Source organism: Paraburkholderia atlantica (genome assembly GCF_009362785.1).
In the GTDB taxonomy this organism is placed as follows: Bacteria; Pseudomonadota; Gammaproteobacteria; order Burkholderiales; family Burkholderiaceae; genus Paraburkholderia; species Paraburkholderia atlantica.
Genome location: NZ_WHNQ01000061.1, coordinates 1 through 20,565, shown reverse-complemented (window position 1 = coordinate 20,565; position 20,565 = coordinate 1). Strand labels below are relative to the sequence as shown.

12 protein-coding genes and 11 pseudogenes are annotated in these 20,565 nt (G+C 56.6%); 8 read left to right on the top strand and 15 right to left on the bottom strand.

What is annotated here, in order from left to right; genetic code table 11:
• On the bottom strand, positions 1 to 185 hold a 185-nt coding region (locus tag GCT19_RS37745; protein ID WP_152854769.1), incomplete at its 3' end, for a helix-turn-helix domain-containing protein.
• Positions 186 to 295: 110 nt separating this feature from the next.
• Between GCT19_RS37745 and GCT19_RS43050 the strand changes: the two are divergent.
• Positions 296 to 548: pseudogene (locus GCT19_RS43050) on the top strand (transposase); the annotation flags it as partial.
• A 53-nt stretch (positions 549 to 601) separates the two neighbouring features.
• Here GCT19_RS43050 and GCT19_RS37735 read toward each other — a convergent pair.
• Positions 602 to 1,150 carry a hypothetical protein gene (locus tag GCT19_RS37735; protein ID WP_152854768.1) on the bottom strand — a complete coding sequence of 183 codons (549 nt, stop codon included), beginning with the start codon at positions 1,148 to 1,150 and terminating at the stop codon, positions 602 to 604.
• 442 nt (positions 1,151 to 1,592) lie between these two features.
• Here GCT19_RS37735 and GCT19_RS37730 point away from each other — a divergent pair.
• Positions 1,593 to 2,307 (top strand): annotated as a pseudogene (locus GCT19_RS37730) (IS6 family transposase).
• Positions 2,308 to 2,340: 33 nt separating this feature from the next.
• Here the strand turns inward: GCT19_RS37730 and GCT19_RS37725 are convergent.
• From GCT19_RS37725 to GCT19_RS37710, 4 genes and pseudogenes are all read right to left on the bottom strand, one after another.
• Positions 2,341 to 2,565 (bottom strand): hypothetical protein, encoded by a 225-nt coding sequence (locus tag GCT19_RS37725; RefSeq protein ID WP_018431519.1) that lies wholly within the window; start codon positions 2,563 to 2,565, stop codon positions 2,341 to 2,343.
• Positions 2,562 to 3,383 (bottom strand): DsbC family protein, encoded by an 822-nt coding sequence (locus GCT19_RS37720; RefSeq protein ID WP_018431518.1) that lies wholly within the window; start codon positions 3,381 to 3,383, stop codon positions 2,562 to 2,564. The genes GCT19_RS37725 and GCT19_RS37720 overlap by 4 nt, the downstream gene beginning before the upstream one ends.
• A 159-nt stretch (positions 3,384 to 3,542) precedes the next feature.
• Positions 3,543 to 3,854: pseudogene (locus tag GCT19_RS37715) on the bottom strand (DDE-type integrase/transposase/recombinase); the annotation flags it as partial.
• Between the two features lie 108 nt (positions 3,855 to 3,962).
• On the bottom strand, positions 3,963 to 4,550 hold the full coding sequence (locus GCT19_RS37710; protein WP_018431516.1) for a hypothetical protein: 588 nt from the start codon (positions 4,548 to 4,550) through the stop codon (positions 3,963 to 3,965).
• A 455-nt stretch (positions 4,551 to 5,005) separates the two neighbouring features.
• Here GCT19_RS37710 and GCT19_RS44945 point away from each other — a divergent pair, with 455 nt between their 5' ends.
• The 3 genes and pseudogenes from GCT19_RS44945 to GCT19_RS44940 all read left to right on the top strand — a co-directional run.
• A complete protein-coding gene (locus GCT19_RS44945) occupies positions 5,006 to 5,221 on the top strand; it encodes a hypothetical protein (protein WP_246392613.1) in 216 nt (71 codons plus the stop codon).
• Positions 5,125 to 5,411: pseudogene (locus tag GCT19_RS37705) on the top strand (IS21 family transposase); the annotation flags it as partial. The gene GCT19_RS44945 and the pseudogene GCT19_RS37705, both read left to right, overlap by 97 nt.
• Positions 5,412 to 5,657: 246 nt before the next feature.
• Positions 5,658 to 5,899: pseudogene (locus tag GCT19_RS44940) on the top strand (IS6 family transposase); the annotation flags it as partial.
• Here GCT19_RS44940 and istA read toward each other — a convergent pair.
• The 3 pseudogenes from istA to GCT19_RS37685 form a co-directional block, all read right to left on the bottom strand.
• A pseudogene (gene istA, locus GCT19_RS37695) lies at positions 5,880 to 7,069 on the bottom strand (IS21 family transposase); the annotation flags it as partial. The pseudogenes GCT19_RS44940 and istA overlap by 20 nt on opposite strands.
• A 328-nt stretch (positions 7,070 to 7,397) precedes the next feature.
• Positions 7,398 to 7,948 (bottom strand): annotated as a pseudogene (locus tag GCT19_RS37690) (IS110 family RNA-guided transposase); the annotation flags it as partial.
• Positions 7,946 to 8,502 (bottom strand): annotated as a pseudogene (locus GCT19_RS37685) (transposase); the annotation flags it as partial. The pseudogenes GCT19_RS37685 and GCT19_RS37690, both read right to left, overlap by 3 nt.
• Before the next feature lie 500 nt (positions 8,503 to 9,002).
• On the opposite strand from GCT19_RS37685, the pseudogene GCT19_RS37680 reads away from it, so the two are divergent.
• Together GCT19_RS37680 and GCT19_RS37675 are read left to right on the top strand one after the other, a co-directional pair.
• Positions 9,003 to 10,274: pseudogene (locus GCT19_RS37680) on the top strand (IS701 family transposase).
• Between the two features lie 225 nt (positions 10,275 to 10,499).
• Entirely contained in the window at positions 10,500 to 13,256 is a 2,757-nt protein-coding gene (locus GCT19_RS37675; protein WP_152854767.1) for a M16 family metallopeptidase, read from the top strand.
• Positions 13,257 to 13,699: 443 nt separating this feature from the next.
• On the opposite strand, the gene GCT19_RS37670 is transcribed toward GCT19_RS37675, so the two are convergent.
• The 6 genes and pseudogenes from GCT19_RS37670 to GCT19_RS37650 form a co-directional block, all read right to left on the bottom strand.
• Positions 13,700 to 13,927 (bottom strand): hypothetical protein, encoded by a 228-nt coding sequence (locus GCT19_RS37670; RefSeq protein WP_152854766.1) that lies wholly within the window; start codon positions 13,925 to 13,927, stop codon positions 13,700 to 13,702.
• 324 nt (positions 13,928 to 14,251) lie between these two features.
• Positions 14,252 to 15,694, bottom strand: a complete 1,443-nt coding sequence (locus GCT19_RS37665) for a radical SAM protein (protein WP_152854765.1) — start codon at positions 15,692 to 15,694, stop codon at positions 14,252 to 14,254.
• Positions 15,694 to 17,583 carry a glycosyltransferase gene (locus GCT19_RS43045; protein ID WP_321576937.1) on the bottom strand — a complete coding sequence of 630 codons (1,890 nt, stop codon included), beginning with the start codon at positions 17,581 to 17,583 and terminating at the stop codon, positions 15,694 to 15,696. Before GCT19_RS43045 ends, GCT19_RS37665 begins: the two co-directional genes overlap by 1 nt.
• An 85-nt stretch (positions 17,584 to 17,668) precedes the next feature.
• A complete protein-coding gene (locus tag GCT19_RS43040) occupies positions 17,669 to 18,364 on the bottom strand; it encodes a hypothetical protein (RefSeq protein WP_193727501.1) in 696 nt (231 codons plus the stop codon).
• A gap of 110 nt (positions 18,365 to 18,474) precedes the next feature.
• Positions 18,475 to 18,684, bottom strand: a complete 210-nt coding sequence (locus GCT19_RS37655) for a hypothetical protein (RefSeq protein ID WP_152854764.1) — start codon at positions 18,682 to 18,684, stop codon at positions 18,475 to 18,477.
• Between the two features lie 530 nt (positions 18,685 to 19,214).
• Positions 19,215 to 20,234: pseudogene (locus GCT19_RS37650) on the bottom strand (IS110 family RNA-guided transposase).
• A 102-nt stretch (positions 20,235 to 20,336) separates the two neighbouring features.
• Between GCT19_RS37650 and GCT19_RS37645 the strand changes: the two are divergent.
• Positions 20,337 to 20,565, top strand: a pseudogene (locus tag GCT19_RS37645) (ISL3 family transposase); the annotation flags it as partial.

The following is a 20,565-nucleotide window of genomic DNA, read 5'->3' as shown; positions in this document are numbered from 1 at the left end:
AGGCTGAACGGATTCTCCCGCGTTCGATGCGTGCGAGACTTCTTCATCTGACTGGGTAACTGGCCAGCACGCTCGTATTTCCGGGCCGTGCGCTCGCTCATCCCCGTACGCGCCGCAGCCAGCTTCTGGCTCACCCCTTTCTGCCGTTCTTCTCGCAACAATTTGATTTCTCCGTCTTTTTTCATGCCGGCTCCGCAAGGAGCCGCATGATAACGGCGCACCAAACCTCAACAGCTCGGCCGCCGGAAACCGGCAAATCTAGTTGTCGCTACCGGCAGAAGTAATTGTCGCCAGACATCTGGCAATGCTTCGCCGGTTGCGTGAGCACGACCAGATTGATCGGGAACGGGCGAGCCTCGATGCTGCCAGTGTTGCCAGCCCCCGGGGGCCAGGAAACCGGCCCCAACCCGACAGACCGGGGAAAGCTCGGGTCCAAACGGCACATCGTTGTGGACGCGCGCGGCATTCCACTGGCCATCACGGTCACGGGCGCCAACCGACACGACGCGATGGCATTCGAGCCCACGCTCGATGCCATTCCGGCAGTCGGGTCTGAATTGCCAGCCCCGCAAACGCTCTAAACCAGAGCCGAGAATACCTCTCACTTCGAGTCGACAGCGAACTTGCCGCTTTCGATCCGCGTGAAGGGGTCTGAGGCGCTTGAGATCACGCAATTAAAGGGCTTGTTCTCATTGATGATCAGGAAGGTGCTCGTTGGGTCCTTGAACTCCAGCGACATGGAAAAGAGGACGTAGTCATCCGGAACAGGCGAAGGTCTGAAGGCTCCGAATGCATATTTCCCTTCAATCCCAAGTGGATGTAAATCGACAGTCAGCTCCAGCGGCTGGGTGCTCACAGGCGAAGGGAAGTTCGACTTCGCCGATTGCTCGTCGCCGACTACGTCGTACTTGGTCGCGACCTTCATGTCGTGATAGTGAGTGGCCGGTTCGCTCAGTTTCTTGGCGCAGAACGCCCTGTGTTCCATGCTGGGATCTGGAGAACCATTTCGGAGCACGCTACTGATGTATTTCAGTACGACGAATGCTTCGCCACTTTTTCCAGCCGCATGAACTGGCCCCGCCATCGTTAGTGCGGTCGCGAAGATGGCTGTCGTTAGAAAATGGGATGCCGCACGTCTAACGCTCATCATGTGCCTTCCTTTCGGACTGTCCAAACATGTAAAAGAAAATGCACTATTACCTGTACGTGTGTTATCCACGCCATAGGTGAATGCAGTGTGTGCTGGTCATGCACGGATCGTGACGGTGCTGTTCTCCCGTCTTCTGGAATGCAGAAGGTGTGGAACTGGGCCTCTAAGATCCCGGGATCGAACAGCGATGATCGTGCCAACAGCCAGATAAGCGCGCGGATCGATATTCCTCGTTTGTAAGCGACGAACAAAGTCGACAATGAAGACGCGGAAGGTCGTAGGTGCGACACTCCGCGTCTATCGTTTTCTGTCCAATGAGAAAAGGTGACGGTATTCAGATCTATAAAGATTATTTCGACCACGCTACCTATTTGAGCTCTGGTGCAAATATGGCCGGCGAATGGGTCCGAGTTGTCGGAACAAAACGAACCGACGAGCCGCGATGAGCAAGCTGAAGAGTCCGGAGAGGTTGTTCGGCGGACGCCATTTTGTTCGGCAGATCATCCTGTGCGTTCGCTGGTACCTGCGCTACAAGCTCTGCTTTCGCGATCTGGTCGGGATGATGGCCGAACGGCGATTGTCGCTGGCTCACACGACGATTCCGCGCTGAGTGAGGCGTTATACATCCGATTTCGTCAAACGCTGGAACCGCTTTGCTACACCTGCGGATCGCTCGTGGCGTGTCGATGAGACCTACCTGAAGATTCGCGGCAGGTGGGTCTACCTGTACCGGGCAGTGGATCGGGCTGGCCAGACGGTGGACTTCGTGCTCAGAGCCCGACGCGACGTGGCTGCGGCCAAAGCTTTTTTCAGCAAGGCCATCAAGCGTCAGGGCCAGCCGCCGGAGACCATCACGCTCGACGGCTATGCCGCCTCGCACCGCGCGGTGCGCGAAATGAAGACCGATGGTCTGCTGCCTGAAGACAGAAGGTGCGGTCCTCAAAATATCTGAACAACGTGATCGAGCAAGACCATCGCCACATCAAGTCCAGAACGAACGTGATGCCTGGGTCAAGCGATTCTGGAGCGCCGCGACCACGATTTCAGGAATCGAGTTGACGCATCGCGTTCGCAAGGGGCAGTTCGATCTCGCAAAGCTCGGCCTCAAGCAGGCCGCTGCGCCCGCCGTATGGAATGCGGTCCTGTTTGATCGATAAGCCTTCCCACCTATATGGCCTTTCTCAACCCGCTTACCTATTTGCACCGGAACCCCCGAGAACCAGTTCGATTACTACCGCCGCGAAAATCACATAGAACGATGCGGCGATGATCAGCGACACCAAGGGACCGAGGTCACCAGCTGTTAGCATCATGAAGACAGCCGTGGCGACCAGCGTGACGAGGCTAGCGTGCAGCGCCGTATGGCGACCGGGCGCCGCAACGGCGCTAAGAAGGCGAAATTTGAGCGTGCTCATTTGGATGCTGCCAGGTTTGCGTGGGACTGGGTCAGCTGCGCCTCGATGCGGGCAGTGGGCATCAGACCAGGGACAAGGGTTCCGTCCTCGAAGACCAGGGCCGGAACGCCGCTGATATTCCACTTCTCGCCGAAACTGAGGTTGTGGGCGATCGGGTTATCGCAGGTGGGCTGATCCGGCTGATGGCGTGAGTGGAGGTAGTCGTGCCATGAAGAGATCAGGCGCGCTGAGCGCTTTTTATAGTCCGCTTCCGGGTCCGCATCGAGCGGCGGGCCCGAAAAACCATCACGTGCAAGGTCTTGATATTTGGTCCATGCTGCCGCCCGATCCGGCTGGCACCAGACTGCCTCCGACACGCCGTGCGCGTTCGGACGCAACTGGGCGAGCGGGAACGGGAAGATATAGATCGTGACGTCCTTCAGCTCGGTGAGTTCGCCATCGAGGCGTCGGCAATAAGGACAGTCGGGGTCCGAGAAGACGTAGAGCTTTCGCGAACCGTTACCGAACCGGATTGCATCCTTCAGGTTGAGTTGTGCAACATCGATCGTGGGGCGGTTCGCCCGCTCGAGCGCCTGCGTCAGATTCTGCTTCGTCCGCAGATTGATGACGTTGCCAGTGTTCAGGACAGAGAAGTCGTCACGCACAAAAAAGACTTCACTGCCCTTGACGACGGACAAGAACCCAGGGATCGGCGGCTGGATCTTGGCACCCTGAGCGGCTGCGAAACGCTTGACCGGCTCCTCCGGGAAACCGGCGTGAGCGAGTGTCGCGTAGCCCGCGATAAGGAGCGCGGCGGTGTGTTTGGAAATGCTTCGCATGGATCTGGTTGCTCCGGAGGGTGCCGTAAGTGGCGATTGAACTTTTGGACGGTTCGGTTTTTGAGACGAAATTCCATCCCCGGTATGGTGTCGAACGGTGGCCCGGGTTCTGGTGCAAATAGGTAAGCGGGTTGAGAAAGTTCATATAGGTGGGAAGGCTTATCGATCAAACAGGACCGCATTCCATACGGCGGGCGCAGCGGCCTGCTTGAGGCCGAGCTTTGCGAGATCGAACTGCCCCTTGCGAATGCGATGCGTCAACTCGATTCCTGAAAATCGTGGTCGCGGCGCTCCAGAATCGCTTAATCTAGGCATCACGTTCGTTCTGGACTTGATGTGGCGATGGTCTTGCTCGATCACGTTGTTCAGATATTTTGAGGACCGCACCTTCGTGTCTTCAGGCAGCAGACCATCGGTCTTCATTTCGCGCACCGCGCGGTGCGAGGCGGCATAGCCGTCGAGCGTGATGGTCGGCGCGCGTTTGAAGACCGGCTCGCCCAGTGCGAGCTGTTGGAACTGGCATTGCACGAAGAGCGGCTCAACCATCACCCATTTCGTGGTAAGTGGGCGACTGGTAGATCAAACGTCGCTTACCTCTTCTTCGTTCGATCGTTGAGCGATCTGGCCGTCCAGCACTTCTATCCGGAACGGGCCACGGACTCCCATTGAAAATTCGGCCGCCGCGGCCAAGGCGCGTTCGAGTCTGACGTCTGGCCGCATCGGCATACCGGCGGTGGTATGCAGTGAGCCCAGCGCCGCCTGTTCGCCGCTACCACAGGCATCGAAGTTCACGGCGCATTCACCAACCTGATAATCGTCGCCAATCTGGAAGATGCGCCCCATGTACCCAACCAGAAAAGTGCCAGCCCATTCGCGTTCGCCGTCCTTGCGCGCGAACCCACCGCGGGTAAAGCACGCGCGTACCGCCTCAATGAACGTCGTGCACATGAAGGCGAACACATCGGTGCCCTCAGGGCGCGGCGCGACGGTCAGACTATGGCCCAGAAGCTGCCCCATCCTGAAGGATGTGGTGAAGCCGATCAGGAACGGTCCCACCCGATAAATCTTGGGGTCGGCGCGCACGGTGATGGCCCCCCCCCCCGCTCCTGCCGAATCCGCACCCATGTAAACCTTCTTGCCATCTGTCAGCGCCACAATGCAGGTCATGCTGCCTCCGTAGGTGTTGCCCGATAGAACGCGACGCGCACGCCCTCGCACGGCTCAGCCGTGGTCGAATCCATGCAAGTACGCCCATTGCCGCCCAGAACTGCCTCGCGGTTCCATGACGTCCCGCCGGCGGGCGTCCCCCCCCCCCGTGACGCGCGCCTTCCTGACCGTGTAGGGCGTGCGCAAAAACGCTGGTTGTGACTGCAGCACCGTGAGATCTGATTTTGTGTTCAATCCTCATTCAATCCACTCCTAATGACTCACGAGAAGCAAAGAGCAAAAGTCGAGCCAGCACCACTGGGGGGCGCCACTTTGGCCGGTCGTTGACGTTTGTTTCGGCCGGTGGTGAGGAGTCGGAGGTGGCGTAGCCGCCGGAAAAGACGGCCCACCGGCGGCGCCGCGTCGGTGGGGCAATAGGATGGCTGATCTTTTCTTAAAGAAGAAGCGGTCAGCACATGTCTGGAACCCGCATCACCGACCAACAGGTTCGCCTCTACATAAACAAGCGCAAGCACCATCCGCAGGAACTCGCGGCCGAGACGACAGGAATAGGCGTGCGCATCTACGGCGATCGTACCTGTCCGGCGTGCTGGTCCACAGCACCGCTCGGGGCTCACGTGCGCACGACAACCGGCACGCGCTCGATTACCGCCACTTCATTGACGCCCTGAAGCGCAAATCCCAGGCATTCAAGGGGCTCGCGTTTCGTGACGCACTGTTCCCGCGTGAGGCTTACCGCAGAACGTGGGAGCAACGCGATGCCCGCCTGTCACAACGCGACGCATGCAAGACGATGGTCAGCCTGCTTGAGCTCGCGGGCCTGCACGGCGTGGGGCCGTACTGGCAGGGAAGCTTCATGCGAACGACAACTACCCCGTTGGGCCGCAGTCGAATTCAATGCCCGCGATGGTGCGAGTTTTGAGATGCGGAGCGGTACGCGTTCGGACAAATCGCAGCAGGTTGCGCGGTGGCCATTCAGTGAGCCTGTGCACGAGGTAGACGTACGGTTCAAGGTCGCTGGCGCTGCATACGAGCACGACTTAGTCAACGGGGGCTGGCCATCTCCGTGTTCAGTGACGCATTTCCTCCAATCGGGCCGACGGTTGTAGGAAATGTTGGGTTGCGGACAAACGGTGGGCGCTTTTCAAGCGGGTGCTGCGCTCAAAGCCGATACCCCGCAGATCGTTACCGACCATTTGCGTGAAATCCCGGAGCTGGCGAGCCTAGAGCACGTGTTCGTTAAAGCGACGGACCGGGTAAACAACCGCGCCGAGTACAGCCATCAACCGACGCGTGAACGCGAGCGGCGCACGCGCGGCTTTCGTGAGCCGAAATCCAACGATGACTTTGCAGCTTGCGTTTGAGACTCTCAATGAAGTGTCGGTAATTCAGTGCGTGGCGGTTGTCGCCGCCACGCGAGCCTCGCGAGGTGATATGCACCAGCGCACCCGACAGATACCAGTCGAGCCGGTCACCGTTCACGCGCACCTTCAGGCGATGACCGATCAGGCGCGATGGTGCGCTGTAAAGAATGCCGCGTACCGTGAAGGTGCTGCAGCGTGTGACGCGGGCTTCTTCCTCGACGAAGTCTCTGGTGCGCCTTAACGGCAGATCCATGGGTTGTTCCCGCTCAAGGCGGAACGCGGCTGCGTTACGCCGGTTGCGACGCATGACGACCTCGCGCAGAAATTCATCATAGGCAGCACGATCGATGAAGTCCCGGTGACCGCGCAACATCAACGCCTGGTCGATGGCTTCCTTCAGATAGCGATGCGATGACTCAACGCTACCGTTCTCGTGACCCAGGCCGCGATTGTTGCGGGTCCCGGTCATGCCATAGTGCTCGAGCAGCGCCGCATAGCGCACCGCGAAGTCGTCTTCGTCCGCGAGGTTTCTGAACGCCGCCGACAGACTGTCGGTCGATGCTCGCGCAGACATCCCCCAGCCTGCCAGAGTGCGTTTTGCAGTCCCTTGGACATGCTTCGAAGCTCTCGCCACCTTCAACAACATTGCGTATTCCCAGCGCGAGAACGCGAGCACGAAGTGGTACAGCCGGTGTTCGAATGGCACGCCAGCGATCGTCACTCGCAGTTCAGCCATGTCGGTGAAGTCGGACAGGCCGCGTGCGCCGGGCTCATGCAACTGCGGGAAGAAGACTTCCTTGGGTGAGCCGGACGTCGCCCGCCAGTGCCGCACGCGTCGCTCGAGTGTGCGGCGTGTGCTGTCGCGATACTCCCCGGGATGATCGTCCTGCAGCTTGGGCAGGATCGTGACCGCCTGAAGTTGCGGCGCATTCGCGAGCATCGGAACGACTTCAGTATCCCAGACGTCGGCGAAGGGATCGGGACGGGAACGCCAGTAACGACGCGGTTTCTGTCATGGCAGTACGGTGTCCCGTTCTATGCACCTGGCGCTGCGGACACTCGTGCCGGCCTTGGCGGCGGCGATCTCCTGCGAGTGATGTTTGGTTTGGACATGTAGAGGCGAACCTGTTGGTCGGTAATGCGGGTTCCAGACATGTAGCTGATCGCTTTCTTATTCGATCAGCCTGTTGGTGTTCTTAGAGCGGCTTATGTGGACGCCTCCCGGATAGCAAGCAGGGTTTGCACTTTGATCTACAGGTCCAGGCAGCACGCTTATGTCCGGCCCGTTGATGCAGGCTGGTCGGCCTGCTGGCCCATATGGAATTCGCTGACGAGGGTCTCAGCTAACACTCGAACTCGAAGGTTCACGACTCTTACCAGACTTGCCTCGTCCCGGTCCAACCTGTAAGCCATCATGCAATTCGTTGCTTGCGCTCCTTGGTGGTGGAAACTACAACTGGCGATTGCAGCCGCGGATTAGTTGCTACGCTTGGAAGGGTGCCTCGTATCGTGTTTGTCGTGATTGGACCGCCCAGATGGTCCGGGCGAGTTTGTTTGCCACTGCGGCAACAACGACAGTGAAGGGGCGTCGTGCCAGCAAGTCGTCGAGCCACGGCGTTCTGGCGCCGCGAAGTACCGCCGATCTTGCACCATGCATCAGTAGCGTTCGGAGGTAGGTGTTACCTCTTTTACTCAGGCTAAGCTGTCGGATGCGACCGCCCGTTCCGGTTTGTCGTGGAACTAGGCCGAGCCATGCGGCAAATTCCCGGTCAGAGCGGAACGTGGCGGGGTCGCCGATCGCGGCTACTGTAGCGGTTGCAGTCAGCAATCCCAGGCCGGGAATCCCCGCAATGCTTCGGCATTCGACGCCAAGTCTGAGCTCGTTCGAGAGGCGCCGCTCCAGACCCCAATTTCTTCGCTGATCGCCTGTACACGGGCCCACTGTTCACGCAAGCTGTCGACGAGAATGGCTGGCAGACGCTCGGAGATTCTGGCGAATGCAGGCACGATCTCCTTCGTGAACGGCAGGTAGCCCGAGCCCACCGCCTCTCGGATCAACGATATCCATAACAGGCGATCAGGGACGTTGGTCAGTCGTCCTCTTGTTCTCCCCAGGTCGCCTGGGCTTTTTTTCGAAGTACGAGCAGCGCCGCAGCTTCCGCCAGTGTCTTCTCTTTGCGCTGCAACTCCTTTTCCAGTTGCTTGATGCGCTGCTTGTCTTCTTTGGCCTGCTGACGTTGCTCGCGCGCCTGTTCGGCAGCATTCGCGTTGGCGGCCACACATGAGGCCCGCCACGCCGCGACTTGCTCGAGATACAGCCCTTTGCGCCGGCAATACTCGGCCAACTCCGCTGCGTTGAGCGGGGCAGTTTGCAATACAACGGCAAACTTGTCTTCCGAAGACCATCCTTCGGCGTTCTTCCCGTCGCCCGGAACGGCCAATCCCTTTCCTTTCGCCTCGCGGCGCCACACGTACAACGTCTGTTCCGTGATTCGTGTTTCTCTCGCCAGCGCCGACACCGGCACATCTTCCGGCGGCATCATACGACGCACCACGGCTTCTTTTCGTTCTGCTGAGCAGGCTTTCATTCATGCCGATCCTACCGCCCCCGGACCTCTCTAAGAATCAAACGACACGACAACTATTCTGACGCCGGGGGCCCACGCCGATCAAGGCCCGACAGAGCAACACCGATGCTGCTCTAGCTCGACACCCAAAGCGCATTGCCCAGTGCTTTTTGCACCAAGACTGTTGCATTCGCGACAATCAGTGTTTGCATTGTAAGTCCCGTCCGTTGTTGTTCGACAAAGGATTTCGATTCGACCGATACCTTGGCTGTTGGCACGATTTTCTCTAGCTTCGTCTGCGATCATCTTCAACAGCTTATCAGCAGCCGAATCTAAAAGGAAAGAATCATGTTTCGATTGTAGAAATTCAGCCCCCCGATGAAGGGTCCTGAAAAATGGTTCGCAATTCGAAAAACTTGATATGGAAAGTCAATCGTGAGGCCGCCGCACAGCCTGCGAGGTTTTAGCTCAAGCAACGCGGCGGCCAATGGGAATCGTTTTCGGTTCTCTTGCGATGGCCCATGTCCTTGTCGAAACGCACTGATTTTTTGCCTGCGTGAATGGATCAATGTTCCGTTTATCACCGTGCCGCTTCGCTCGCAAACCAGCTTCCTCGAGCTGCTCAGCGGGTGCATGGTTTCGCCCGAAGGATGGGTGAGCCGCGCAATTTCGGCCATTGGGTGTACGCGCCACTGGACGGCGTATTGCAAGCTTCTGGAGCGTGGCACCTAGCATACGGGGCCACTCGCGCGAGCGCTGCTCAGACTGGTGCTTGCTGTCTTGCCCATCGGCAGGCTCACCATGGTCCTGGACGATACGCTGATCATGCGGTGTTCGAAGAAGGCGCCGGGCGTCGGGTGGCGACGCGAGCACAGCGGCAAGACCAGCCGGGCCCAAACACGTCTGGGCGCAATGCATCGTGACTCTGGGTGTGAGGGTGCTGGGCAACGAGGGCATCGGCATGGTGTTGCCGATCCTCTCGCGACTGGTTCCGGAAACGGGCAACATCAACAAGCTCTGGATTGCGCTGGCGCTTGTGCGTGCAGTCTCGGGTGTGATCGAGCGGCCCATACGTGTGCTGTTCGACTCGTGGTTCATGCGCGCGCGTCTGGTCCTGCCATTGCTGCGTCGGAACATGCATGTCATCGGCCACGCGGGTATCGATACCGTGCTGTTTCGGCCGGCCGTTCGGTCCGGGGGGCCCCGGCCTGGACGGCCGCGCATCTATGGCAAGCGCCTGAGTGCCGAGGCCATCGAAGCGCTGTGCGCAACCGGATTGACGATGAAGCTCTATGGCAAGGAACAGCGCCTGCGTTCGACCGTCGCCGTGGCCCGCTTCCTGAAGGGTACGCCCGTGCGCGCTGTCTGGTGCCAGTTCTACAACGACAAGCGGCAGGAATGGACAAAGCGACGTCTGATACTGGCCTCCGAAGTGGATCTGGAGGCACAAACCATCGTTCAGCTTTACGCGCGCCGCTGGGGGCATAGAACCGCTGTTTCACAATCTCAGGCGTTGGTGGGGATTCAACAATCTCTGGCAGCAGACGCGCACCCTACTCGAACTCTGGATGCAGATTCGTTCGTGCGCATGGACTCTCACGCAGTCGCTCAGCCTGGCGATTGCCGAGGACTTCCCCATGCACGAAATTGCGCCGTTGAGAATCGGTCAGCCCGTCACCGCTGGCTTGGTCGCCCAATGGCTGCGTCGGGAATTTACCGGACTTGCCTCCCACACTCCCATGCAGCGGAAGTCTGGAAAACCCCAGAGGCCCGAAGCGGGTCACGCCCCTTGAGTTACCAGTCGATGCCGCTTCTGCGGCCTCGACTGCTCGCTTCATCGCAATCTCAGTCTCGTTCGCCGTCTGATCGCCAACGGACGGCGACAGCGTTCGAGTGTCTAAAGCTCAGTCTAATCAATAAGGTGTTTTATGGCTCGAAATCTAAAAAAACGATTGGTGATATGCGCGCTCGGGATCATCGCGGCGAGCGGAGTTAGAGCCGCATCTACCGAAACCACCATGGTAGTGCCGGAGATCGCCTACACTCGAACGATGCTCCCCAACGGCCTCACCCTCGTGGTGCACGAGGACCACAAGGCCCCAGTGGTGGCGGTGAGCGTTTGGTATCACGTCGGCTCTGGCGACGAGCCCAAGGGCAAGAGCGGCTTGGCGCACCTGTTCGAGCACTTGATGTTCTCCGGCTCGGAGCACCATAAGGGCTCCTTTTTTGCTCCGTTCGAACTGGCCGGCGCGACCGGCATGAATGGCACCACTGGGTTTGACAGAACCAACTATTTCGAGACGGTGCCGACCACCGCGCTCGACATGGCTTTATGGATGGAGTCGGACCGCATGGGCCACCTGCTCGGTGCAATCGGCCAGAAAGAGCTCGATACGCAGCGCGGCGTGGTTCAAAACGAGAAGCGCCAAGGAGAGAACGCTCCCTACGGCCGCGTATACCAGAACATCCTGTCCAACATCTATCCGGCAAACCATCCATACCAGCATGACATCATCGGCTCCATGCAAGATCTAAACGGCGCCTCGCTGGCTGACGTGAAGCAGTGGTTCCGCGATCGCTATGGTGCTGCCAACGCGGTGATCGTGCTGGCCGGCGATATCACACCCGCGCAAGCCAAGGAGAAAGTCGTCAAGTACTTCGGTGACATCCCGGCCGGTCCGCCGGTGCCGCGCCAGCAGCCGTGGATCACCCCGCTGGCGAAGTCCACGCGCGGCGTACAGCACGACCACGTGTCGCAGACACGCATCTACCGCACCTGGGTTGTGCCGCAGTTGGGCACGGATGACCTGATTTCGCTGCGCCTTGCCGCTACCGTGCTCGGTGGGGGCAGGACCTCGCGGCTCTACCAGCGCCTAGTCTATCAGGACAAGTTAGCCGACAATGTGTCCGCGGGCGTGTCACCGCTCGCTTTGACCGGTCAGTTCCAGATTAATGCTAACGTGCGCAAGGGCGTGGATGCGGCCAAGGTCGAGTCGGTCATCGCCGACGAACTGAATAAATTCCTCATCGAAGGCCCAACTCAGGATGAGCTGGATCGTGCCAAGGTCGTTTATCGCGCTTCTCTCGTGCGTCGCCTGGAGAAAGTCGGCGACAAGGCCCAGATGCTGGCCTCGGGGCAACTGTATCTCGGCGATCCAGGTGCCTACAAGAAGGACCAACAGCGCGTCGACGCCGCCACCGTTGGCAGTGTAAAAGCCTCGGCGGACAGGTGGCTCACCAAGGGAGACTACCTGCTCACCGTGCTGCCGGGCAGTAACGACTTTGACCCGCAGGCGGAGGACGCGAAGGTCGTGCCGCTGCCCGACGCGCAGGGTCGACCCGAGCCCAAACTGCCGGCTGCACAGCAATACGTCGTGAGCGAGAGCGAGGTCGACCGTGCCAAAGGCGTGCCGCAGGTCACTCACTTCCCCGAACTACGTTTTCCGAAGCTCGAGCGCGGCAAACTGAAGAACGGCATCGAGGTGGTGCTGGCGCAACACTACACTGTCCCAGTCACCCAGATCTACCTGCAGTTCGATGGCGGCTACGCCGCCGACGAAGGACGCAAGCTTGGTACCGCCAGCTTCGCCGCCTCCCTGATGGGCGAGAGCACCAAGTCGCTTGACGCGCTGGAGGTAGCCAAGCGCACGCAGCGCTTGGGCGCCATCATGGGTGTTAGCTGCGGGCTGGATACCTGTAGCGCGTTGCTTAACACACTCAATGACCAACTCAAGCCTTCGCTCGCGCTGTTCGCGGACATCGTGCGCAACCCGGCCTTCACGGCCGACGACATCGAACGTGTGCGTGCTCAGCGACTAGCCCACATCGCACAAGAAAAGGTCGACCCGGCGTCCCTCGCCGAGCGCATGTTGCCGCCTCTGCTGTACGGCCACGACCATGCTTACAGGATTCCGTTCACTGGCACCGGCTCCGAGGCGTCGATCAAATCACTTACGGCAGACGACCTAGAGGCGTTCCGGCGCGACTGGCTGCGGCCCGACAACGTGAAGATCCTGGTCGCCGGCGACACCACGCTGAAGGAGATCACTCCACAACTCGACGCCGTGTTCGGCGACTGGAGGGCGCCGTCCGCGCCGTTGCCGAAAAAGAACATCGCCAAGGTCGCCGACCAAGCCAAGCCACGGGTGTTTCTGATCGACCGGCCCAAAGCGCCACAGTCCCTGATCCTCGCCGGTCTGCTCGCGCCGTCGAGCAAGGCGATCAACGCCATAGACATCGATATCGCCAACCGCGCGTTCGGCGGCACCTTTACGTCGCGCCTGAACATGAACCTGCGCGAGGAAAAGCGCTGGAGCTACGGTGCCGGCAGCGGCCTTGTTGGCGCGCTGGGCCAGCGGCCGTTTCAGATGTACGCGTCCGTTCAGGCCGACAAGACTACCGAATCCGCGCTCGAGATGGAAAAGGAGGCGGTGGCCATCGTCGGTGCCAAGCCGCTGACTGCACAGGAAGTGGACAAGGTTAGGTCGTCCATATTGCGCGGTCTGTCGGGCAGTTTCGAGACCACCGGGTCGGTGATCGGCGCCGTCGACAATATCGTGAAGTACGGCCGTCCGGACGACTACGTACAGACGCTCGAGCAGCGCATCGAGGCGGTGAGTGTATCAAGCGCGCAGGCGGCGATCGACGAAATTGTCAAACCACGAGCACTGACCTGGGTGATCGTGGGCGATCTGAAAAAGATCGAGCAGCCGGTGCGCGAGCTCGGTCTAGGTAAGGTGCACGTGCTCGATGCCGAAGGCCAGCTCGTTCGTTAGAGGCTGGTTCGGAGTCTCTGCGATTTTGACCCTGCCTTGAATTCACAATAAGAGTTCAGTTCAAAAAGACCCCCGAGGGGGGCTGGCGGCCTAGATTCGTGAATATCTGAAGGTTCAGATATTCACGATTGCCCACGCCGGCAAATTCGGCGAAGAGACCATGTAGACGACGGCGGCACCGCCGTGTTCAGGCGGGATCGCGGGCGCTGAGTTGTGTGGCAATGGTTCGCATAATGTCCTGAACTTTTCCTACCGACCATGGTGGTCGGCAAGGAGAAGATCATGGTGCAGTCTGAACTGGTGCGCTGCAGGGAATGCCCGGCAACGCTTTTGCTATCATTTACGACCGCAGCTCAGTTCCTCAGCGAGTTGCAGCGGCCGGAAGTATGGCTGGTTTGTCAAGGCTTCCTGGACGGAGCAACCTTTTGGCGGGATAGGCGCTCTTATGCGATTCTGATCCCCCGATTATCATTCTCCCCGGTCACGCCGGATTGCGTCGGGGCGTCGTTGACCTTCCAGAAGATGTAGAGATACTTACGGTCTCCAGGGGAAGGATCGCCATACTGATTATCGGCGACAAACACGCGCGTGCCGTTTGCGTATTGCTGTCGAACCTGATCGGTGACGTCAATGGTGTTGTTCCAGACACCAAAACCCGCATTGCTAATCACTGTGCTCGTAGTCGTTTCTCCAGAATGTCAAGTTTCACGACCGCCACTCCGATGGGAGTAATTCGGTCGGCTACCTTTACGCGAAATCTATACCAACAAGTCAACACCAAACCTTGAAAGGCGCTTAAAGAACTTCAACGATGGAACCAACACACAAAGCAGACAATTTCGACGATTTCTATCCGTATCGCAACAAAAGCGCTTTACGCCTGCTTACTAATGAGTCAGGGATTTTGCGGACCGGCGCCCTATGCTTGAGCGATGGCTCTGATAATCCTTCTCTGCGTGAGCTGGTTCTCAACGGCGTACGCTACAGCGCTCTCCTTAGACTTCCGAGGTCACGAATTGGGTGTTAATCACGGCTTCGACCAGCGTAACTCCGTTGGAGGTAAGGGTTACAACATCTCTATCGATTGTTACCAACGCTTTATCAACCAGCGTTCTGAGCGTGGGGCGAATAATAGGGTTGTCGAAGAAGCTTTTGCCTTCAAAACGCTGTCTGAACACATTGTCAACTACCGGAACCAGTGTGGAGAGGGCCATTTTAAAAGCGTTCACCTCGCGCTGATATGGTGAGACTCCCCGGCTTTCCTCAATGGGCTGATAGTTTTCATCCAGAGCTTCCTTGTATTTTCTGTAGCTGGTGATGTTGATGGCCTCGGCCCGGGCACATTTCGAGCTGCCCCCAAGACCGATCGCCACTTCGGGGTACTGCTTATCGAGGTCGGTCACTAGCCCTTTCCACTTCTCCGGATGCTGATGGTTCCGGTGAAAGTATGTAGTCGGATGTTCGAGATATCCGGACGAGAGGTGCTTCTCGATTAGCTCGCGCATCTGATATTGCTTACCCAGCCCGGGGAAGTTCATCTTACGAATGTTAATAAGCCCCCCCTTTTTTTGCCACAGACTTTCTCGCTCCCCGGAAACACCGGTACGCTTTTTCAGAAGCGTTTCCATGTGTAGCTTGGTGCATACCACGTGGGAAAGATCCAGCTCGAGAATTTTCTCGATGTCGTATTTCACATCGTCAACGCTCTGGCCGAGCATACCGTAGATAAGGTCGACGCTGACCCAGTCGAAGCCGATTTCGCGCGCGTTAAAAATTGCATCCAAGCACTGTTTGGCGGAATGCATGCGCCCGCACGCCGAGATAATACGGTCGTCGAAGGCTTGCGCACCAAAACTGATTTTGGTAAAGCCCAACTCTTTTAACAGTTGGAGGTATTGCTTGGTCAGGGTACCCGGCTCGCCTTCAAAGCGCATGGTAGCAACAGAAAAGTTAAAATGGCCTTGATAAAAATCCATCAGGCACCGCAACTCGGGTTCAGGAAGCAGCGATGGCGTGCCGCCGAAGATGTTGAATTCGCCGACTTCTGCATGTGCGAGACACGGAACGTTCTGAAGCCACATAGTGGCCTCTTTGATGTTGTAAGCCACCAAATCCCGGAACACTGCCTGTGACGAAATGGCCTGTGGATTTAGAGTGATCGTCGGGTACTGACAGAAATGGCAGCGGTAGCGACAAGTTGGGATATATGTCCAAAGATGAATCTGTTTTGCCTGTTTGATATCGCGGTCCATGTCATCAAAAAAAGCGCCGAGTGGATAACTACAGATATCGCCAGGGAAAACGTGGCAGCCGAACGGATCTTTAAAAACATACTCCAGAAATGTGGTGTTCTCTGGACGGGAGAGAAAATCGTGTACTCGCGGCACAGGATAATTCGTATCGATAGCATTTAGTGAGTTCAGAATTTCGTTATTCATCAGAATACCCCGCCGTTAGCGAAGTAGTTGTGCGCTTCGCCGGACTCACGGTCTTCACAAAAATAGTAGACAAAGCGCTCGAAATTTTCGGGTTTGACCACATCAAAACACTCCGGCAACGGCGGCGGGAAACCGATATCGTCACCAACGGCGCGGCGCATGGCACTGAAAATTTCATCACGGAACTCGAGATAGAGCCGATAGGCTGGGGTTTTGTAGGCGTGGATCGGTTTGAAGTCGACGATTCCTGAATCGCGCATAATTTCATGGATACGCTGATACAGACGGTCAGCCACTGGCCCCGTAAAAAAATGACGCACGGTGATGTCATCCAGCAAAATCTGTGGATTGAGCAGCGCCGGTAACACAATGTTTTTGGGAACGTAGTCTTTAATGGAGTAGCACCAGACCTGCTGCGACTGTGCGGGAGTAGTGTCGTACAGCGTTGACCATTGCTTTTCCTCCCCGGGACGTACATCTTTCATGATGATGATGCCGTCCTGCCCATAGGCAGTACCGCTGATTACTTCGTCTAGCATCGTATCGACGCGACGACTGTTAATTTCCACACGGGAATCCCGTGCGTAAACCGGCTTGCCGCCCTCAGCGATTACCCGGATTCCAAAGTCCCAGTCGTCGGAGAGGTGTTCTACAAAGCGGCCGTTGCTCAGCTGATAGAAAATTTCGATACCTCCCACTTTGTCGTACAGAGTCCGCTCAACGGCAAAACCCTTCCCGTCGGGAAAACCGCCGAAGAGCGAAAACGACACCTCCCGGCAGCGCAGTGTTTTTTGGATTTCCCGGAAAAGGTTGGGACGATTGCGGAATGCTTCTTCGTTGTAGTAGTAGTTGCAGGTGCCAATATCCCCGTTTTCCTCTACCATCTTTTCAATCAGCGCATGCAGCCAGTAAGGGTCTACGGTGCAGTCAGCATCGGCGGAAACAATGTAGTGTTTTTTCCGAGTCCCTAGGCGGCTGTCACGGGCTTTTGAACGCACCGACGCGTAATCCATACCGCGTTTTCTTGCAGACGAGACGCCTTTAACGGACTCGTGAGTAAGAAAAATATCCAGGGATGGGTTTTGAAATTTGAAAGTGTTAATTTTGTCAACGGAGTCGTCCGTGGAATTATTATCCACAAAAATCAGCTCGTAGCCATCATGAGTAATCAGGCCGTCATGCGTTTTTTGGTTCAATAGGGAGAGCAACACCTCACGGATACGATCGGTTTCGTTGTAAACTGGCACCACAACTGATACAAAAACTGTATCGCGCATTCTTTCTTCATGGCAAGTCAAGTCCAAGATATTGGCCAAATTATCAGAAAGCAGCCGCCTGCCAATAAAAAAATTCCTCCGAGCAATGTCATTCATCAATTGCCTATTATTGATGAGCAGATACAAGTCTTTAATAAATGCTTCATCAGGCAAGCAATCATTCTCTTCCGATATCTTCAGAACGGGCGCTTCAAAGCCGTACTGACCATAAACCTCCCAATAATATTCGTAGCTGGTAGTAATGTAGCACCGTTTGTTGCTGATCGCCTCGCCAACTGGATTCCCATAGCTGTCGTAATCCCACGAAGTAAGAAAAGAAACAAGATCACAGGAGTAATATAAATCCTCAATTGTAGTCGAATCGCCCACTGAAAGTATGGTTTTGTGCGAAAGTGGACCGACAAACTTTATAAATGACTCAACGTTTAACTTTTCGGCCAGTGCATTCAGCTCTTGATAGTAAGGATGATTTTCATCAGGATCGCCCGCCACAAACAAGAAAACTCTTCGATCGATATCATTTTGACTGAAAAGTTGATTTAGCCGATTAAGCAAATAAATATCCCGATCCAAACGCTTTTGCGGAATAATGCGAGTGGTGCGGGCGATCACGATGTCGCTATCACGGATAAAGAATTTTGGCCTGATACTATTAAATCCACCATGCTCAGTGAAATCGTAGGTATTTTTTTAACCATTACTTCCACACCGTAATCGCACCACTCTTCCAGCTTTTTTTCAGGTGATTATTGAGTGTAACGTATGTTATATGCTTGGATCTAACGGGCTTGATGGCATGAGGATAAGGCGCTGGGCCATATTTCATCACGTTTTTTTCACTGCTCCACATTAGATCGTGGTCGCGCCAGATGACGAAATTCCCTAGGCAATGACATTCGCCGTAAATTTTGATCGCCGTGTAAAGCGCTTTGGTATATATAATATTTTCCGGCAGCGTACCATTCTCAACAATCACATAACTGATACTTAGCTTATCCCATAGCTGAACGATTCGATGTGCTAGTCGCAGAGAAGATTCGCTGATTGCGAGCAAGAGTTCTTCCTGCCCTTTGGAAGAGACCGGCGGAACTCGACCCATCAGAACATTGTGCGAATGCGCCAGGAAATCGACATTGTAGTGGGGAATAGAGTCGATATCGTCAATACGAACCAAGTCGAATATATCGCTGTAAATCTCATGTTCCTTATCGTAGGGTTTGCCGAATTTTCCTTTATCGATCTTTATATCGTAGCCGAGGTCAAGATAGGATTTAATCTGATTGCGCGCAAGAATCTTCGCCATTTTTGACGCTTCAACTGTGATGCCTGACACGGCGACGGCATCAAATGATATAAATATCGCCGCCGCCGGATGCATATCTTTACGATACATTCCGAATCACCCTAAAACAATTTGCGAATACGAATCATGATCGCGACCAGAAAACCATCCACTTTCGACACAGCGTCGCCGTGGCTGCGAGCGCGATTTCCGACAGTGCTTCATGGCGTGGTGGGCCTTCGAACAATGATATTTGGCTTGGAAAACAGCGTTGGCACCCCCCCTTTTTTTGACCTGCGTAAACAAAGGCAGGAAAGCCTTCCTGCAACCGCATTGCCGATGGCGTTGAGCACATCGGAGCAGAACAAAGGTTTGATGAGTGGCTGCAAAGCAGCGACGAATCTGTCCAGATCCAATTCCAGAAGAGGCATGCGGCGTGCCAGCATGAGCCGCGGAAAGGTTTCTACGCACCATCTCGAGGACTGCATGTGAAAGCCGTAGACGGGACCCCTCTACGTGCGGATATCACGCCGGCTGTCTGGACGTTAGTTTTCCGACAAATCGTTCGCTTTGTGATCAATTTGCGCAGACAAACGTCATGATTCTAGCGGCCGTCCGAGTCGCTCTCTCTGGATGGTCTGGCAGAGGTGGCCGCGCAAAATCGGACAGCGGGATAACGCAGTATGACTTTATATGGACGCCTCCCATTTTGCGAAGGCTTTCGCCGCTGTGACGGATGAGGCGGCTGCGCCTTTATATCCGGCCCTTGATGCAGCTTCGATGCTGCAGGCCCCGATGAAATCCGCTGACCCACACCTCATTTCCGTGTCGAGCTCGAGGCTCTCCGTCATACTCAGGTTTGGTGGGTCCCGGTCCAACCTATCTCGTCATCACATGCGATTGCCAGCGCAACCTTTTGACCTACCGGCCTTGTGAATCGTTTCCTCTGATTTGTGCTCCCTTACGCGGGTTTGGAACTGACGTGTTCCCTCTGATATTGCCTGTTGTGGGCGAGAAGCGCCCAGATGGTCCTAGCCAGTTTGTTGGCGAGAGCCACGATTACCACGTTGAACGGGCGGCGTTTGGCGAGCTGCTCTATCCATGCGCCAGCCTTTTCTGGATGTCGCAGAACACTGCGCGCGCCGTGGATGAGTAGCGTGCGTAAATAGGTATCACCTCGCCGGCTGATCCCGAGCAACTGCACCTTTCCGCCGGAACCGGTCTGTTTCGGTACCACGCCGATTCAGGCTGCAAATTCTCGGCCGGAGCGAAAGGCTGTCGCATCGCCCATCGTGGCGACCGCCGCGGTAGCGGTCAACAAGCCAACGCCAGGCACGGCGGCGATCGTCTTGCAGGCCTGATCCTCTCTTATCCAGATGCGCAGGCGTTGCTCGATCTCAGCAATCTGCCTGTCGAGCACCGTCAGGCTGTTCCACTGCGCACGCAATGTATCGATCAGCATGGCAGGCAGACGTGCCGATAGTTTCGCAAGAACGCCGGGTATCGCCTTGTCAAGCACTTCCCGACTGCGGCCCATGACTTCACCGTACTCGGCAAGCAGACCACGCAGGCTGTTAATCTGCATCGTGCGGAACTTGACCAATTGCTGCCGCATGCGGTGGAGTGCGAGGACTACCTGTTGTGCCTCCGATTTGATGGCCACTGCCTTGCTGGGAATCTGCGTGGCCATCCAGATGGCGCGCGCATCGGCCGGATCACTCTTGTTGCCGATGTTGAAGGCCTTGACGAACTTCGGGGGCATCAACTTCACCTGATGCCCCAACTTCATCAGTTGCCGCGCCCAATGGTGCGCACCGCCACATGCTCCCATTCCGATCAGGCAAGTGGGGCGGTTTGCGAAGTATTCGAGAAACCGGTCCCGCCTGATTGCTTTGTTGATGACTTCACCACTCTTCGGGTCTACCCAGTGGACCTGAATGACGCTTTTGGCAATGTCGACACCTACGGGGATGGGGTTCATGGCTGTTCACCTCCGGTTCGTTCTGAAGACCTTAATGCCTCTGTTGAATTTCCAGTGGGTGGTATCGTCCCGGTTTCTGCATAATCAAGACGAAGGCAGGTCATGCACAGCAAGCTGTTCGAAGCCGCATTGGGTGTAAGTGATCCGTGGTTCGTGAGCGGCGTCGATTTCGACGCGGCCACCAAGCTGCTGACGATCCAGATCGACTTCACTGCCGGAAGCCGCTTCGCGCATCCTGAGGTGGCCGGCGCGCATCCCGTGCATGACACTATCGTCAAGCGTTACCGGCACCTGAACTTTTTCCAGCATGACTGCTACCTCGAAGTGCGCA